The organism is Fructobacillus sp. ChS1-6f1-1-27, from assembly GCF_059579415.1.
Genome location: NZ_JCAOER010000005.1, coordinates 71,703 through 90,116 on the forward strand (window position 1 = coordinate 71,703; position 18,414 = coordinate 90,116).

General features: G+C 35.4%; 14 protein-coding genes. All 14 read right to left on the reverse strand.

The genetic code is table 11. The features are described from left to right. Positions 1–9: 9 nt before the first annotated feature. Positions 10–1,026, reverse strand: a complete 1,017-nt coding sequence (locus tag AC5162_RS03955; protein WP_496533953.1) for an acyltransferase — start codon at positions 1,024–1,026, stop codon at positions 10–12. Positions 1,027–1,101: 75 nt separating this feature from the next. After that, positions 1,102–2,052, reverse strand: a complete 951-nt coding sequence (locus tag AC5162_RS03960; RefSeq protein WP_496533954.1) for a glycosyltransferase family 2 protein — start codon at positions 2,050–2,052, stop codon at positions 1,102–1,104. Positions 2,053–2,174: 122 nt separating this feature from the next. After that, positions 2,175–3,695, reverse strand: coding sequence for a glycoside hydrolase family 68 protein (locus tag AC5162_RS03965; protein WP_496533955.1), 1,521 nt, complete (start codon positions 3,693–3,695; stop codon positions 2,175–2,177). Positions 3,696–3,709: 14 nt separating this feature from the next. Beyond that, complete coding sequence (locus AC5162_RS03970; protein ID WP_496533956.1) at positions 3,710–4,612, reverse strand: glycosyltransferase family 2 protein; 903 nt, start codon at positions 4,610–4,612, stop codon at positions 3,710–3,712. 3 nt (positions 4,613–4,615) lie between these two features. Continuing rightward, the gene (locus AC5162_RS03975; protein ID WP_496533957.1) at positions 4,616–6,295 is read right to left on the reverse strand and encodes a putative glycosyltransferase family protein; all 1,680 of its coding nucleotides are present in this window, start codon (positions 6,293–6,295) and stop codon (positions 4,616–4,618) included. Beyond that, positions 6,270–8,384, reverse strand: coding sequence for a hypothetical protein (locus tag AC5162_RS03980; RefSeq protein ID WP_496533958.1), 2,115 nt, complete (start codon positions 8,382–8,384; stop codon positions 6,270–6,272). The genes AC5162_RS03975 and AC5162_RS03980 overlap by 26 nt, the downstream gene beginning before the upstream one ends. 11 nt (positions 8,385–8,395) lie before the next feature. Beyond that, positions 8,396–9,337, reverse strand: coding sequence for a glycosyltransferase family 2 protein (locus AC5162_RS03985; RefSeq protein WP_496533959.1), 942 nt, complete (start codon positions 9,335–9,337; stop codon positions 8,396–8,398). A gap of 63 nt (positions 9,338–9,400) precedes the next feature. Then, positions 9,401–10,591 (reverse strand): UDP-galactopyranose mutase, encoded by a 1,191-nt coding sequence (gene glf / locus AC5162_RS03990; protein WP_496533960.1) that lies wholly within the window; start codon positions 10,589–10,591, stop codon positions 9,401–9,403. Continuing rightward, positions 10,591–11,361, reverse strand: coding sequence for a DUF4422 domain-containing protein (locus AC5162_RS03995; RefSeq protein ID WP_496533961.1), 771 nt, complete (start codon positions 11,359–11,361; stop codon positions 10,591–10,593). Before AC5162_RS03995 ends, glf begins: the two co-directional genes overlap by 1 nt. Then, positions 11,358–12,749: an O-antigen ligase family protein gene (locus AC5162_RS04000; protein WP_496533962.1), complete on the reverse strand. Its 1,392-nt coding sequence runs from the start codon at positions 12,747–12,749 to the stop codon at positions 11,358–11,360. Before AC5162_RS04000 ends, AC5162_RS03995 begins: the two co-directional genes overlap by 4 nt. A gap of 10 nt (positions 12,750–12,759) precedes the next feature. Beyond that, a complete protein-coding gene (locus AC5162_RS04005) occupies positions 12,760–13,383 on the reverse strand; it encodes a YveK family protein (protein WP_496533963.1) in 624 nt (207 codons plus the stop codon). Between the two features lie 22 nt (positions 13,384–13,405). Further along, positions 13,406–14,038 carry a sugar transferase gene (locus tag AC5162_RS04010; RefSeq protein ID WP_496533964.1) on the reverse strand — a complete coding sequence of 211 codons (633 nt, stop codon included), beginning with the start codon at positions 14,036–14,038 and terminating at the stop codon, positions 13,406–13,408. Positions 14,039–14,099: 61 nt separating this feature from the next. Further along, complete coding sequence (locus AC5162_RS04015) at positions 14,100–15,545, reverse strand: flippase (RefSeq protein ID WP_496533965.1); 1,446 nt, start codon at positions 15,543–15,545, stop codon at positions 14,100–14,102. A 267-nt stretch (positions 15,546–15,812) separates the two neighbouring features. Beyond that, on the reverse strand, positions 15,813–18,398 hold the full coding sequence (locus AC5162_RS04020) for a GH25 family lysozyme (protein WP_496533966.1): 2,586 nt from the start codon (positions 18,396–18,398) through the stop codon (positions 15,813–15,815). Between the last annotated feature and the right edge of the window lie 16 nt (positions 18,399–18,414).

Consider the following 18,414-nt stretch of genomic DNA (forward strand, 5'->3'; position numbering starts at 1 on the left):
CCAATCAAACTATTTTGTTAACAAAATAAATTTAGGTAATTTTGGAATCAAGCTCATTAGATAGACAACCATATAAGTGATAACGAGCACCAATATGGTTAGCAAAAAAGTATCTTTTAAACCAGGCAAACTCCTAAAATGTCTATGTATTTCATTCAAAATAGGATAGTGAACAATATAGACACCATAAGTTAGGGCAGCAATTTTTCGAGTTGACTTGTCACTAAAACTTCCAGTTGGAAACTCAACTTGCTCAAACATTTTTTTAATTAGAAAACCAAATCCTGTCCCTAAAACGAAAATTGGAGCAAAGTCATACCATAGCCCATTAATGAATACAGTTTTCGGAACAGAAGTAAATAGATAGATGGTAATTATAATAAAAAACGCACAAATCATTAACACATTTTTAAAATTATAAGTGTCATAAAAGCTACCAATCAAAATCATCGTCATCATCACAAAAACTAACGACCAAGAACCGCTCATATTCCATCCAAAAGGTACATATTGGTTATGTGATTCCACAGCAATTGTTGTTCCAATTGAAAGCATGAACGTTCCAAATCCAAAAATCATAATTGTATACTTTCTGAATAAAGACTTCATAACAGCAATTACTGGAATCATCGCATAAATTATCGGTAATATTTGAATATACCAGAAATTGGGTAAGGGGTTTTGCTCAAAAATCAGTGTTCTAAACAGTGTAATACGTGTATGATCATTAAAGCGATAAAAAGCATAAATTGACATTAAAATAGTCCAGAATAAAGACGAATAAATAATTTTAATTAAATTGTTTTTTTTGAATTTTTTTAAATATTCCTGTGTATAATGTCGATTTAGCATTAAATACCCAGTTAATGCTAAAAAGATGGGAACGCCTAGTCGGCCAACAAACTCTAAAATCGCATATTTCGTAGTTCCATTCACATTAATATTTTCATTTACATGGCACAAGATAACTAAAATAATTCCTATAATTCGTGCAAAATCTACCCAATATAAATGTTTTCGACTCATTTTTCTTCCTTTTTTAGCATTCATTTACATATAAAAAACATTAATACACTATTTTGCATTAATGTTTTCATTATATCAGTCTTTCTCTAATAGATTATCTTGAATAATAAACCGTGGTCGCTTTTTCGTTTCATTAAATACCTTGCCTAAGTACTCACCAATAACAGATAACCCGATTAATTGAATACCGCCCAAGAACCAAATTGAAACCATTAATGATGGCCAACCCGTTACCGTATGACCAAAAGTATGCTCTATAATTGTATACACACCCATTCCAAATGAGACTAGTGTGGTCGTGATGCCTAAAAATAAGACAAAATGAATTGGAACAATTGAAAACGACGAAATACCATCCCAAGCTAAGCCAAGCATTTTACGAAGTGGATATTTTGACTCTCCTTGCTCTCGCTCTTTTCTTTCATAATAAACAACTGTGCTGGGAAAACCAATCTTAGGTACAATACCTCGTAAAAATAGGTTTCGTTCTTCGTACTTTAAAAGTTCATCAACTGCACGTCCAGAAGTTAAACGAAAATCGGCAGCATCGGGAACCATCTCTACCCCAATTTTGTTCATGATTTTATAGAAGGCTTCAGCCGTCCAACGTTTAAACCTAGTATCAGTCTTACGAGCACTACGTGCACCATAAACAATATCATATCCATTATTGAAGGCATCAATCATCTTTGGAATCGCATTAACATCATCTTGAAGATCAGCATCAATAGTGATGAATACGTCAGCATGTTTACGTGACGCTGTTAATCCACCGATTACAGCATTTTGATGACCAAAATTGCGACTAAAGTTAACACCATAAATTGAAGAATTCTTCTTAGAGATTTCCTCAATCAATGACCACGTCCTATCCTTTGAACCATCATTCACTACCACAATTTTACTGTCTTTAGCTACTTGATGATTATCAACCATTTCCCTCAAAACATCATCTAAAATTGTTAAAGATTTTGGTAATGATTCTTCCTCATTATATGCTGGTACAATGATTGCTAATTGTTTCAAAATTTCGATCCTCCAGCTACTTATATCTATATAATTATAGCAAATTGTGTCGTTAAAAGTGAGGTAAAACAAAAAGATTAACACAAGAAATATCCTGATGTTAATCTTCAAGCTTACAAAAATTAGTAATTAAATCCTGTCTGAGCAGTCGCCTTATATTTAGTTCCTGTAGTTGTCAAAGATCCCTGATCGAGAACATAATTTTGCTCTAACTTTGTTTTATTGCCTTTAATTTTCAAAACAAAACTTGGCGCTAAGGTACGACTATCTTCGAATGATGTAATAATAAATTTATCATCTTTAATTTTATCAGGTTTCACGACTAGATAAGAATAAGTATAATCTGAATCAGTACTATTAATGTCACTAGCAAGAACTAAACCATTCCCATTAAGTGGCTTATAATGACCATTAATTCCATCACTTGAAACATAACCCAAAAGAATTGTCTTATAGTTCGTCTTAGTACTTGATCCATATAATCGATCACTGAAAGTACAAGTAAACAAATACCATTTTCCTTTATATTTAAAGACATCCGGTCTTTCTAGCATGTCACTAGTTGAATTTGCTGTTAACATCGGTTTCATAACTTTTTTAACAGTGAAATCTTTATTGAGTTCGAGTCTACCAATAGTTGCATTGGCTAGGTATGTTCGATTATACATATCAGAGTTTGTATTATTTAAAATACCTTTTTTAGCTTTTTGATAAATACTGAAACTACCAAAATACATTGGATTTTTAAGATTATTCAATCCTTGGTATCCATAGTTCGTTCCTGTGTTTCCCATAAATATTAAATAATAATGCCCATGGTCTACAACAAAATGTGGATCTCGCATTCCAAAAGAATCGGTAATATTACCTCTGCTTACTGCTTGTTGCCATTTTTGGTATACTTTTCCATCTCCAACAAAAATCGTTTTATTATCAGTATTTTTATTATGATCAATTACAAGACCAGAATTCCAATCATTACCAGATTTTGCAACAACAGAAATTTTAGCTGTAGTCAAAGCTTGTGATTGATTGTTGTCTAAAATAGCATTAGTATAAAACAATCGTAGTGATGTATCATTTTTATTAATTAAAGTAGTTGATCCAGACCATTCACCCATCATTTTTGAAAGATAAATGTCCTTTTCTTTGATACTTTGACCTTCACCAAAGGTATTAAAAACGTTACCCAAATATTGCCAAGAACTAATATCCGTCTGTTTATCAGAAATTTTTTGAGCATACAATCCAATTTTACAAATCGTATTATCGCTACGTACACCAATAGAAGTCAACCCCATTGTTAATCTATAACCGTGATAATTGGCTACTGAACCATCGGAATTAGTAACCGGCCAAGAGTCCCAAACAATAACTTTTTCATATTTGCCAGTTTTAGAATCATATTCCACCCCACTAGGAACATCCGAAAGCAGCTGCTTTTCTTTAAATTTGGGGGCATGATAGCTAGTATTATTCTTTAACGTAGCTTTAATAGAATTGACGTTTTTCCATGTAAGTCGTGTAATTCCAATTTGATTAATTCTATTTTGAATGCCATTACGATGTTTATAACCATACATGCTACCTATTATCGTTATAAAAATTAAGATAAAAGTAATTATTTTGATAATCTTTTTCATATTAATAGATATATTTATTTTTTATTTATTTGCTCAGCAAATTCAACGATGGGATTAAACTCCTTACCAGCCTTCATTCCCTTTTTCATAACAGCAAGCTTTTCAGCCTTACGATCCGTCTTAGACAATTTAATTTGCCAATATTCTGCCATTGTACGCAACCGAGCCCGGTTCTTACGATACCAACCACGTTTACGGATGTAATAACCTTTGTTTCGATATGAATAAAAATAACGTTGTGTTCGTTCAGGCCCGTCATTCAACAAACTTGAACCAACGTTAGCCCCCATCTTATGGGTAACCTTAGCACTCGGAACAAAATACCCAGGCTCCACCCGGCCTGCACGTTCCGTATACTCGATATCATCACCCCAGATAAAGAAATCAGTAATCGGTAAGCCAATCTTAGCAACAATTTCACGCTTTATCAGCAAAGAAACAAAGGTTGCGTTTTGCAACTGAATTGGTTCTGTTTGATCTTCTGGAATGAGCTTTAAGCGGTTCATTGGCGCAGGTTGGTTCATCTTAGCACGATGACCATCAATCCAACGAACATCGGATGCTAAGAAACCAAAGTTTTTCTTGTCATCAGCAAATGATAATAGGTTTTCTAAAGTATCAGGATGAGTAACCGTGTCATCATCCATCAGCCAAACAAAGTCATCATCTGTATGTTCCATAAAATAACGGATTCCTCGGTTAAAGCCACCGGCACCACCAAGGTTTTCTTCCAAACGGACATAGTCAATCTGGTCACCAAGTGATTCTAAGTACTCTTTTGTGTCTTCCTGACTGGCGTTATCTACAATAATAATATGGTTAACAGGACTTTTTTGTCCTTGTAAGCTAGCAATAACTTCTTTAAGAAGTTCTAAGCGATTATAAGTCACTACAACCGCCGATACTTTTTGCTTCATTTTTTAATCCTTATCCTTATTTTTCCGATTATAAAAAGTGAAAATTCTAATAGTTGATAATATAATAGCTAATACTGTAGTCCAGAATGGTATTTCATTTTTTGAACTAGTTGCTTTCACAGAAACTGTATGTTCACCTTCTGGTACAAAAACCTGCACCTGATTAATCGATGCACTTTCAGAAGCTTTTCCATCTATTTTGATTGAATATTTAAAATGATCATACATAACGGTATTGAATGAAACTAATTGTGATTTTGAAGTCTTTACCTGATATTTGATGGCATCAGACTTTCGATACATTTCACTAATTTTAACCGTCTTATTATCATTACCTTCCAATTGCACCTTACCTGTCTTTTTAGAAATTGGTAAGAATTCACCAAAACTGTACCTAGTTTGTAAAATACTATTGTAATTTTCCTTTGTCACAATATCATGATAAGTTTGGGGGCCTATATAATGAACGTGAACTTGGTATGCCCCAACCAAAGAAAATAAACAAACGGATACTGCTATCAACAATATTTTTTTTGTATTGACTATTTTTTGTTGATTAAAGTATAAGACTGCTGCAATTGACAAGAATAAAACAATAAACAAGTTTGCTCTTTGTAAGAACTGAATCAAAGATAAAGAGGTTTTTTCAAGCTTAAACCATGGCCACCAATTTAAAATTCCAATAGTTAATAGGTCTGCAATAATTAACCAAGGATGCCATTTCGATTTTTTGGATTCTTTAAACAAAAATATTGTTAATACAATTTGTACGAGCAGCATTGGTAAACCATAAGCCCAATACCCTTTTTCGCCCATATCATTCTGAATAAATGATGTAACAAAAACCACGGGGTCTACTGCCAATAAATAGTGAGCTGGTTCCGCAATCTTAGCATTAGCATAAATAATTATAATATTATATAAGGAATAAAATCCAACGAGTAATGAAATAATCCCAGCATAAACAATTTTTTTAATTTTTTTAAAATTAATTTGGCCCTTAACAAATTCATATATTTCAAAAACAATGATAAACACAAAAGACATTAATAGTGTCAATACATGACTATTAGCAATTAAGCCCATTCCTAGTCCTAATAACCACGCACCTGATTTTTTCTCACTATGAATCTGTATTAAGCCCACAGCAACCAATGGAAGCCAAGCATATGCAAAAGACTCACCAAAATCAGAACGAGAATATAAATCAATTAAGTGGTAATTATTAAATTCATAAAGAATAATCCCGAGCCATACAAGAATATGCTTATTGGTCAATTCTTTCATTAAGATTCGTGCATTAAACATCGTAATCATATTTAAAATTACAAATCCAAATGCCAAAGAAATAATGGGATCGTTAATAACAAATCGGGGTAAAACAAAAATCAGTCCCGGAAACCATGGATATAGCCCATTTATTGCAGCTCCAGGTTCACTATTACTAGGTGCATATCCAAAATTAAATAAAGAAGGCAAATGACCCGCTTTCAGTGCTTCAAAAATATTTTCAAAACGGTCCAAATGATTAAATCCATCAGATGAAGAATTGTAATAATGGCCAGTAAAAGCTGGTAAAACTGCAACTACCGACAATATAAATATGAATAATAAATCGATAAATATACTTTGGTTCATTTTAAAAGAACGAAATGACCTACTTTTCATCATTTTTCCTTCCATAACTCAATATTCCTATCATACTCAATGATATAAACAATAGATGCAAAACAACATAAACATAAATATTAATCCATGTATCTTGGTGAATGTCAGAAAAGGCAAATATAAAGTTTTCTCCTTTTTTCAAATGATTATTCTCACTAATATCTGGACCTTGAATAATTGTTGTCCCTAGATTTTGTACTGCAGGAGTTTTAAAGGAATAATAAGACGAGTTCTTAATCTTAATTACATAATTACCAGAAGGATAACGACTATCAAAACTCATCATTCTATTGCTTATTTTCAAATTCCATTTTTGTTGACTATCGGTATTGATCAATTCCAATTTCAAGCTATTGGCTTGCTTGGCTGTTAGCCCAGAAAAATCCAAAGAAAAATTATTAGCAGCACCTGTCAATTTAAAAATCTTACTACTATACTCTGCATGTGGTTTTAATTTTACTAATTCAGAATTATTTTCTGAGTACATAGTAAATCCAGAGTCATAAACAGCACCATAATACGTAGTTTTTTGTTGAGAGTGCCCAAAAGAAAAGAAAAAACTTAATATCAACAATGAAATTGATACTGCGGATATACTTTTTATTGAAACTGGTAAATACTTTTTAACAAAGGAAGTATCATTATTATAGAAATAATAAAGTCCAATTGCTGTAAAAATTAATAAAAATGGAATTAATGGTAATGCATAACGTTCGCGTACTTCCCAAAAGAAAATATGGAAAACAAAAAAACCTACAAAACTCAGTGCGGAAAACAAAATGACCTCAAAATGTTTTTCGGCTAGTTTATTCACATTTTTGAAAGAAACATAACTACCAACAATCGCAAAGAATATAATCAAGAGATAGAATGGTTGAAATAAATTTCCAACCGATTCAATAAAATAACGTGATTGCCATTCAGAAGACAATAACGGTGAACGGATTTGTAGTCGACCCATATCCTGATTCGCATAGGCTATAGAAAACATAAACGCTTCTTTTTTGACAAGATGAACTGCAATGCCTTTAATTCCAAGTTCTTTCAAACGATGAAACAACTCAGTAGTAATTTTTTCTGATCGTTCTTTTTTAGGTAAATTTTGATACAAACCCGAGTCAGCTTGTTCTATTTCTCCGTGAGTATTGGGGTTCCAGGACATATTCACATATCTAATGGCTGGCGTCACTAACTGTGGGTCACTTGTAAATCCCTCGTGTTTCTGAACTGATGAAAATAATATTGAAGAGCCAATAACACAGACTATCCCAGTTGCAATAAGAACAAATTTAATTGTAAAATGATATTTTCTGCTAAATAAAATTGTAAGTAAAAGAGCTATTAAAACAATTGCAGCATTCTGTCTAATTGAAACAGCTAACGCCATTACAAGAAACATCACAAGGAAATTGAATATTTCTTTTTTCTTTTCTTGAGCGGTCAATATATTAACAAAAAGTCCAATAACGACCATAATTAATGCAATTGAAAATACATCATTATATGGAAAAAGAACAAACATAAACCATGGTGTATAGAATAAACTTAATAGCAGAAAAATTTTTGAAAATTTATTATTGATTCTCTTTAAACAACTAAATAAAAATAAAATTCCCGCATCTAAAGTAATCATTTGAATCCATGGTATTAAAGTAAGAAATCCACTATTTATACCAAATAATTTCAGCGCTTTAAATATATATTCCCAACACAATACAACATTGACATTGTTTGGATATACATAAAAATAATGGTACCAATTATGATTACCGTCAGTTAATCTTCCAGCCATAGTAATGACATATCCAGTGTCAGTATATATTGGCCGATAAAATTTGATTAAGAATACAAGTTGAATAATAAACGCTGTTATAATCAAAATAATTGTAAATATTTTCCAATTAATCTTATTATTTTTAATCAAACTACTTGCAAAAACGAATAGTGCCGTTGCAGCCCCCAATCTATATAGAAAGGGTAAAAAGGCCGTTTGTGAACCCTTAACTCCACCAAGAGGAAATAAAATACTTGCGGTAAAAAATATTGATCCTAAACTAGCCAACAATATAATTAAAACTATTTTTTCAATACGTATATTTTTCATGATTTACATTCTTATTTTTCTTCTTTTTTTATATAAATGGGTCGTCTTTTTGTTTCCATAAACACTGCTGCCAAATATCGACCAATAATGCCAAGACTCAACATTTGTAATCCACCAATAAAAAGCATAATCGTGACCATTGATGGCCAACCGTTAACAGCAGCCTTGTACAACATCGAACGAATCACAATAAAAAATCCGGCAACTATTGAACTTCCAAAAGAAAAAAGCCCAATAAATGTCACAATCGTTAATGGCATCGTTGAGAAAGATACAATCCCTTCTATAGCGTATTTAAATAATGACCAAAATGACCACGAAGTATTGCCAGCAACACGCTCTCGGTTTTCAAATGGAATATACTTAGTTCGGAAACCTACCCAAGTGAATATTCCCTTTGAAAACCGTTGACTTTCAGAAAGTGACAAAATTGATTCAACCATTTGTCGACTCATGACTCGGTAATCACGGGCACCATCAACCAAGTGCGTTTGAGAAACCTTATTCATCCATTTATAGAACTGTTCAGAGAACCATGAACGAAGCTTGGCTTCACCCTTTCGATCAGCCCGGCGGGTTCCCACAGCATCATACTCACCACTTTGGACACCTGCAAGCATCTTAGGCAGTAATTCAGGTGGGTCTTGCAAATCAACATCCATTACGGCAACATAGTCACCGTCAGCGGATTGTAGGCCAGCATAAAGACCGGCTTCTTTACCAAAATTACGAGAAAAAGCAACGTAATGAACGTTTTTATCTTTTCCAGCTAAATTTCGCAAAATTGATAGTGTTTTATCAGTCGACCCATCATCAATAAAATGATAATGAACCGCAGCACTTAATTGGTCATCAATTTTTTGAATTGCATCATAAAAGATTTGAATAGTATCTTGTTCATTATGAACCGGTACTACTAAAGAAAGTACGCTTGGTTGATTAGAATCTTGCACTGTTCTTCTCCCTCATACATATGTATGATATCGAATTAACGTAACAATCCGATATCCTAAATTTCACTTTACCTCATCATGCGCAAAGTTAAAGTCATCATCCACCCCGAATTCTTGGCGGACAGTGTTCAAAGCATCGTTAAAGACTTGGTCCATATCAAAGTAACGGTACTTACCCAAACGACCACCGAATAGCACTTCAGGAGCTTCATCATGGGCTGCCTTCACGTATTGCTTGTACAGTTCCGTGTTCTTTTCGTCGTTAACTGGGTAGTAAGCTTCCTTCGTCCGGTCCCAGTTTTGTGGGTATTCACGCGTGATGATGGTCTTGCCTTCATCAGCTAAGCCATCAAAGTGACGCCATTCCATTTGACGGGTAAATGGTGTTTCAGCATCCGTATAGTTAATCACAGCGTTACCTTGGTAGTTGTCAGTATCAAGGGTTTCGTGTTCGAAACGAACTGACCGGTATTCCAATTCACCGAACTTGTAGTCAAAGAATTGGTCAATCATACCAGTATAAACAATCTTTGAGAATTCAGCCATGAATTCATCTTTGTGATCAAAAAAGTCCGTATCAGTCAAAACATCAATCAAACCATTTGACCTGTCAACCATATTTTCAAAGATTTGGGTATAACCGCCAACTGGGATTCCCTGATAACGATGATTAAAGTAGTTATTATCATAGATAAAACGAACCGGTAAACGCTTGATAATAAAGGCTGGCAATTCAGTCGCCTTACGACCCCACTGCTTTTCAGTGTAGCCCTTAATCAAGGCTTCATAGATATCAGTACCAATCAAAGAAATTGCTTGTTCTTCCAAGTTCCGTGGTTGACGGTCACCCAATTCCTTCAAGGCAGCAGCCTTTTGTTCTTCAATCTTGGCCTTTGCTTCTGCAGGAGTCTTAGTTCCCCACATTTGGTAGAACGTATTCATGTTAAATGGCAGGTTAAAGAGCTTACCATTGTAGTTAGCAACCACTTGGTTTTGGAAACCATTGAATTCGGCAAAGTTTCGGACATAATCCCAAACTTCTTTGTTATCAGTGTGGAAGATATGGGCACCAAAATCGTGCACCGTAATACCATTTTCAGTGTGGGTATGGGTGTTTCCACCAACAAAGCCACGCTTTTCAACAACCAATGAGCACTTGCCGCGCTTAGCTGCTTCATAGGCGAAGGTCATCCCAAAGGGACCAGCACCAACGATTAAGTAGTCATAATTTTTTGTATTAAATTTATTTGCCATTAGAAATGTACCTTTTTCTTAGAGTTTGGTAAAAACTTCCGCTTTAAGAACTGAGTCCCCTTGTCCAACCAGTTCGTCTTTTCCAGACTAATTACTGGCAAGTCTTGATAAGAATAATTACGTGTGTGAAGCCATGTATCCATTAGCCTCTCTGACAAGAAGCCAAAGACGCGAGCATCTTGTCCGTGTAAGATGGACAAGTCTGTTTGTTCCTCAACCTTTTCCAATACGCCAAAAACAAATGTGGCATAGTCATCAAAGGCTTCTTTTTTCATAATAAACATGTTAAAAAGATGGGCCTTAGTTGATTGTTCCATTTGTTGAAAGGCTGGATAAAAGTCAGGGAAATCATTCTGAATCACCGTTGCCATCGTCTCATATGGTTGATGAGCATGGGCATGAAGGTAGTGATTCTTCTGATTTTCAATGAAGTAATTGCGCTGCTTTGGTAGCAAAACATCATTGCTTTCAAGTAACTTAGCTAAAGTCTCTCGGTCAATCCGGTTAGATAAATCATGACCACCTTTCTTACCGAAGTAACGGCGGTAATGTACTAAACCAACAACCTCTTCATCAGAGTTTTGCCACATCCAATAAATCCCGGTTAACTCATTAAAGTTGGGATTCTTATCTGAAATATTTTTCCCCTGGTCATCATGTTGGTAGCCAGCCGGAATTTGGTCTCGCAAGACCGAACCAACCATTAATGGTTGATAAAGGTTATCTTGTGGCATTTCGTACGGTTTATGAGTTGCAATATAAACTTTCATCGTTTCAACTCCTCTTCCAAGCGCATCACGTGCTTCCGGTAGAAGAAGAACATGAGAAGGTAGGGCCATAGATAGACACGGATAATAAAAATGGAAGAAAATGCTACCAAAACAATCATCGAAATAAAGGCAACATGCAAAGTTCGTGACCATGTTTTATCAATTTCAGTTTCTGAAAGTTTCATCAAGCGGTCCTGTACTAAGAAGGTCCGCATAATTAATCGACCTAACAAAAAGAATGCAGGAACCATGATTACCAAACCAAACGAGGCCATCCAACCCAAAAATTCAGATAGTATTGGGAAACCGTGTTGCGAATATATTTGCTGAAATTCGAAATTATTAGCAGATGACATCGGAAAATTTTGAATCGTATAATATGATGTAAACCCTGTTCCAACACCAATCAATGGGTGGCCAATAAAGGTGAGAGCTAAAGCTATAGTTCCACCCCAACGATTATCAGTCCCTTGCTTTGCAAAAAGGAATTGGTTCAAAATGCTTTGAATTGCATGTACTTCAAAATATCCAAACGTTAAGGCTAACATTCCAAATATAGCTATCCAGAAAATCGATTTTCGTAAGCCTCCGCGAGACCAAAGAAACCAAAGAATGTAAGCAACGATAGCAGCTAAGATTCCAGTCGTTGTTTTAGCAAGTAACAATATTACTAATATACTGAAAACAAACAGCGTATTCAATTTTACATTTCGATTTTTTTCAGAAAAACGGCTCCAAATTTGATAACCAGAAACCGTTAGGCCAATTAAAATTGGCAGATAAGTCACACTTAACATGTTAGCTAAGTAGGAGGCCTCCGGTTCAAAACCATTCACTCGGTGAAGTGTTGTGGCGTAAGAACCATTAGCATAGAAATTATAGCCAGCATACGACTTCCAATGACTCTCAAACAGTCTAGCTAAGAGATCAACATATCCGGTAAATCCATGAACTTTTAAGGTCACAAATATCTGTGGAATAATAACTAACAGTAAGTAAAACATCAATCCGATTAAGCCAGATTTAATAAACCGTTTTTCATCTTTTTCGTCTAGCACAGTTACCTGCAAAACTGCCCAAGCGATATAAACCGCGACTGTCCATCCCGCTAATGTGACTGGTGAATGAATTAATCCCCAAGTGACTTGACTTTCCCCAACGCTCATATAAGAACCAAGCATCGCAATCAGCTGGATCACCCAAAAAAACAAAGCATAAATAATTGCTTTGTTTGATGGTATGATCGATTTTACACGATTTGGATACCGAAATAGCTGGATTAGAATCAGCATTACAAAGAACGGAAATGCTACCATCGTCATTGGCTCAGCTAATGAATATGTGTACATTTTTGAGAAAAATGTAATTGGGAGAAGAAAATTAACCATATCTCCTAAATCATCCTTGCTTCTTTGCTAATCGATAGTTAGAACGGATGCCTGAAATTAAAATAACGAAAACAGACAAAACGAATCCAAACAGTGCACCGAAGACTGTTAACTTTTTTGCATTCTTTAATGCAGAACGAGTAACATCAGAACCAGTGGCCTTTGATAATACATCAGGCTGGCCCATATCAGAGTATAACGTTGGTCCCACCTTAGCAAAGACTTCCGCATAAATATTAGCCAAAGTCTTAGCACGATAAGTATTTTCACCTGACGCTTGGAAGGTAATCATCAACGTATCAGTTGGATTTTGAATTTTAACGGCAGAATTAATCTCTGACTTAGATAAGTTAAATGGTAATTCAGACTTTACTTCAGAAACAATCGCATCATCTTGAGCAACCTTTTCATAAGTTGAAACAGTTGCTTTATCAGCAAGTACTCGCGAATTAGGATCGCGGACACCCGTATTATCTTTAGCAATAATCACCGAGCGGCTTGCTGAATAATTTGTAATCACTTTACCAGATTTTGCGTATGTAAAACCAGCTCCCGCAAAAACAACTGTCAGTAAAACAATAAGCCATGCATACTTCCAAAAGCGTTTCATCAAATCAGTAAATGAAAATTCCATTTTTTTCTCCTAAATAATTTTTTTAAAAGGCGCCATCGCCCTTAAAAATCGCAATAACAGTTTGGAACATAATTTTAAAATCTAATCCCAAATTAGCTTCATCGACATAACCGAGCTCAATCTCTGCTCGTTCCGGATAGCCAATATTCGAACGTCCTGAAGCTTGCCACTGGCCAAACACACCCGGCTTAACCGATAAAAACTTATCGATCCGGTCTTGGTTCCCATATTCAATCAATTCACTTTCGACAACAGGTCGTGGACCGATAATTGACATATTACCGATTAACGTATTTACGAATTGGGGTAATTCATCTAACGAGGTTCTTCTCAGCAGTGCTCCTATTTTGGTAATACGCGGATCTTCTTCAGTCGGTAGTTTATAACCATTATCGACAAATTTTTGATAAAGTGCTTCATTAGACCTTAAAATCTCATCAGCATTATCAACCATTGATTGAAACTTATAAATTTTAAACTTTTTACCATACCGTCCAACTCGCTCTTGCGAATAAAAAATATGGCTCGTCCCTTTATGAGTCTTAATAATAATTGCAATGATTAGAAAGACCGGCGATAGGATTACCATCGCAATTACAGATACAACGATATCTAAAATTCTTTTGGGAAGGTGATAAAACAGAAACTGTTTCAATACCCCATCCTCCAATTACTTATAAATTTGGTGCACAACGCTTAATTATACCAGATATTGACTACGAACGGAACAATTCTCCCTGTAATAGCCTTTTTAACAACGGAGCTTGCAAAATCAGCAAGGCCAACAGGTAAATAACAATACCAGCTAACATTTCAACCAGAGTACTCTTAATACTAATCCCATGCGTTCCTGCAAAGTAACGGACAGCAAGAAACATTAAGAAACCGGCAAGCAGGTACCGCCAAACACCCTGGAAATGGGCCCAGACATTCATATCTTTGCGCGTCACAACTAGCTGGTAAGCGATAACAGCAAGTTCAGATACGCCAGTTGCAAAGGCCGCTCCATCAACGCTCCATAGATGGATAAAGACAAGGTTCAATACAATATTAACAATCGCCCCAAATGAAACTGACCAAGTAAAGTCATGTAGCCGTTTTGTTGGCACCAAATACTGGTTTCCAATCACATCCGACCAGCCGATAAAGACAATAATTGGCGCCAATAGACTCAAAACGGAACCAACTTCCGTCCAAGATGGGCCCAAGAACCAAATCATTGCCGTTGGGCCAACCCCGGCAATTCCGAATGCCAATGGGATAGCAATTGCAGATACAAAGTCCATCGAAGCATGAATCGACTTTTTCATTTGGTCATGTTCACCAGCAGCGTAGTGAGCTGACATCCGTGGTAGCATCACGATTCCAACAGAAGTCACCAAGGCCAAGCAGACTTTCACGATTTTATCAGCATTATCGTAAATTCCTGAACTGGCCGTTGCTCCCGTAATAAAGGGCAACATCGTTTTGTTCAACTGTAGGTAAATCTGAGTAAAGATGGTTGGCAAAAACATCAGCATAATTGGATGCCAATGCCCTTTCAGGTCCAGATTTTTAAACTTAGGTAATCGGAACTTACCAATCAAGTACAACCACATTGACAAGTTTCCAAAGACTTGCGAAAGAGCTAGAAGCAAAATATAAGCGCCAATGTCCGTTGGCCGCTTCACCAAGAGAAAAATCATTACGGTCATCAATAGCTTAATCGTCATGTTCCGTAAGACCGTCTTCTTGAAGTCTTCCATTCCCATAAAGTACCAAGAAATATCAAAGATACCGGAAAAGATAACCCATATTTGGTACCAGAGATATAACTGATTTTCGTGGATACGGTGGTTTAAGTCACCACCAAGGTAGATAAAACAGATATAAAGGGCGATTGCAACAAAGCCGGCCAAAAAGTGCAAAATCTGAATTTCCCAGAACTTCTTTTGCCGTAATTCTTCATTCTCTCGAACGTAGGCAATTTCACGTGAACCGTAAGTTACAATCCCTAAACTAGCAATTAATAGGAAGTAAGTAACCAATGAGTTCGTCCATGAAGCAATTCCTACACCATTCTTGCCAAGGACACGGGCTAAGTACGGCAAAGTAATCAATGGCGTAATAATATTCAGCAGCTGGTAAGCTGCGTTGTAAAGGTAATTTTTAGCGACTTGCATTATTTCATTCCTAAAATTCTTGATAGAAATATTTTACTACACATTCATATCTTATTAAATAAAGAATCAGTCTCACTAGCGAATAACATATCATAAAGTAATTTAATTCGAACTCAAAATAAAAAACCACAGGAAACGTTAGAATAATTCTAAAAATCAAGAATCATCAATTCTGTTTAGCCCATGATTTTATTTTTTACCACTAATAGTTCACAAATTATTAGAAGAATGTTTTGATTTTAATAAATAAAATGAATTCCCCGATGTTTAATTTGAACTCACTATCTGTCCAGAATTAACATCAAAATTATAAGTTTTTCCATTTATGATTTGTTTACCATAAAGCATGTAACCATTATTAACATCATAATATACAGTTCCTTGCGGCAACTGTTGGAAACCATACTTCATAGCCCCTGTATTTGAGTCAAACAAATACCAATGTCCTTGATCATATTGTTGACCATAAAGCATATAACCACTATTACGATCGTACAAAACCCATTTATTCTGATCGGCTAAGTATACACGTCCGTACTGCATAGCCCCGGTATTAGGGTCAAAATAATACCAATTACCCTGATCATATTGTTGACCGTAAAGCATATAGCCACTATTACGATCGTACAAAACCCATTTATTCTGATCGGCTAAGTATACACGTCCGTACTGCATAGCCCCGGTATTAGGGTCAAAATAATACCAATTACCCTGATCATATTGTTGACCGTAAAGCATTGCACCAGTAGTTCGATCGTACAAAACCCATTTTTTATCAGCTGCTATATATTGTCGTCCATATTGAACAGATCCATTATTACTATCTAATAAGTATGATTTACCATCTATTGTCTGTTGACCATATTGCATCGTTCCATCTGACGCATAGTAAACTGTTCGCCAATCTATCTTTTGGAATCCAGTTTGCATCACACCATTATTAAATAAGTACCATTTTCCGTTTATTTGTTGTTCACCATTTAATAGATTTCCATCACTACCATATCGAATTGGTTGTGAATTTACAGTTTGCAATACCCCTTCCGTGTCAAATAGATACGTTTTACCATCAATTACTTGTTGTCCAGTTAAATATTCACCGGAATTCAAATCAAAATAATAAGTTTTTCCATTAATTGTCTGTAATCCGTATTTCATTGTCCCAGTATTAATATCATAATACACGGTTCCTTGTGGAAGTTTTTGGAATCCATACTGCATTGCTCCAGTTTTTTCATCAAATAAATACCAATTACCTTGATCATATTGTTGACCATAAAGCATTGCACCAGTAGTTCGATCGTACAAAACCCATTTTTTATCAGCTGCTATATATTGTCGTCCATATTGAACAGATCCATTATTACTATCTAATAAGTATGATTTACCATCTATTGTCTGTTGACCATATTGCATCGTTCCATCTGACGCATAGTAAACTGTTCGCCAATCTATCTTTTGGAATCCAGTTTGCATGCTTCCATTATTTGGATCAAAGTAATACCATTTACCGTTAAATTTTTGCTCACCTATATAGTAATTACCTGAATTTTTATCAAAATAATAAGTTTTACTATTTATTGTTTGCCATCCATAAAGCATGTAACCACTATTAGCATCATAATATACAGTTCCTTGTGGCAGCTTCTGGAACCCATATTGCATAGCACCCGTATTAGGATCAAATAAATACCAGTTACCTTGATCATACTGTTGACCGTATAACATATAGCCACTATTACGATCGTACAAAACCCATTTATTCTGATCAGCTAAATATTGACGTCCATACTGCATGGCTCCTGTGTTTATATCAAAATAATACCAGTTACCTTGATCATACTGCTGGCCGTATAACATATAGCCACTATTACGATCGTACAAAACCCATTTATTCTGATCAGCTAAATGTATTCGCCCATACTGCATAGCGCCCGTATTAGGATCGAAGTCATACCAATGGCCTTCATCATATTGTTGACCGTACAGCATTGCACCAGTAGTTCGATCATACAAAACCCACTTATTTTGGTCAGCAATATATTGACGACCATAGAGTTTTTGTCCGGTAGTTGAATCAATCAAATACCATTTACCATCAATTTGCGTCTGATAAGTAGGATCTGATGTCGCCATCCCACTATAATCAATTGAAACATCAAAAGTACCACTGACGCCCCAGAAACCAGCATTAGAAGACCATTGCCACATACCAAATTGAGTATTCCATAAACTATTAGAAGATGGGGTGTATGGATACTGGGCCATCCAAATTTTTTTATTTCCAACAAAAGAAGCATCAAGACCAGTGGAGTTATAATACGAGATAAACGTATATAATCCAGTATTCGTAAAGCCTCGAGAATGCAACTGATTATCAAATGCTCGAGAACTAGAAGAAACAATACTATTGCCAGTTCCACTAGCCTCCAAGTCATTTACCATCAAGCTACCGGTAGACAGCCCCAGTGAATTAGCATAGTCTGCAAAATTATTTGCCTCAGCCTGTGCACTTGATGAATCAGTGTAACGAGAGAAATGGTATCCCGCTACTCGCAATCCAACCGACTTCGCATTATTAATCTGACTCGAAGCATAAGGGTTTCGGTAACTGGTCCCTTCAGTCAATTTAACAATAATGGTCTTAACCCCATTATTCTTCATGATTTGATAATCATTAGTTGAGATGTAACCGTTATTTGACGAAACATCAACGACATCCATCCGAGGAATACCTGAATCTCCGCCATTAACACGGGCAATACTATCAGCACTAATGCCAGAGGCAGAAAATGATACTATTCCCATCATTGATATAACAATTGTAAATAAAAATACTTGTTTAAATTTCATGATTAGTCTAATCAGT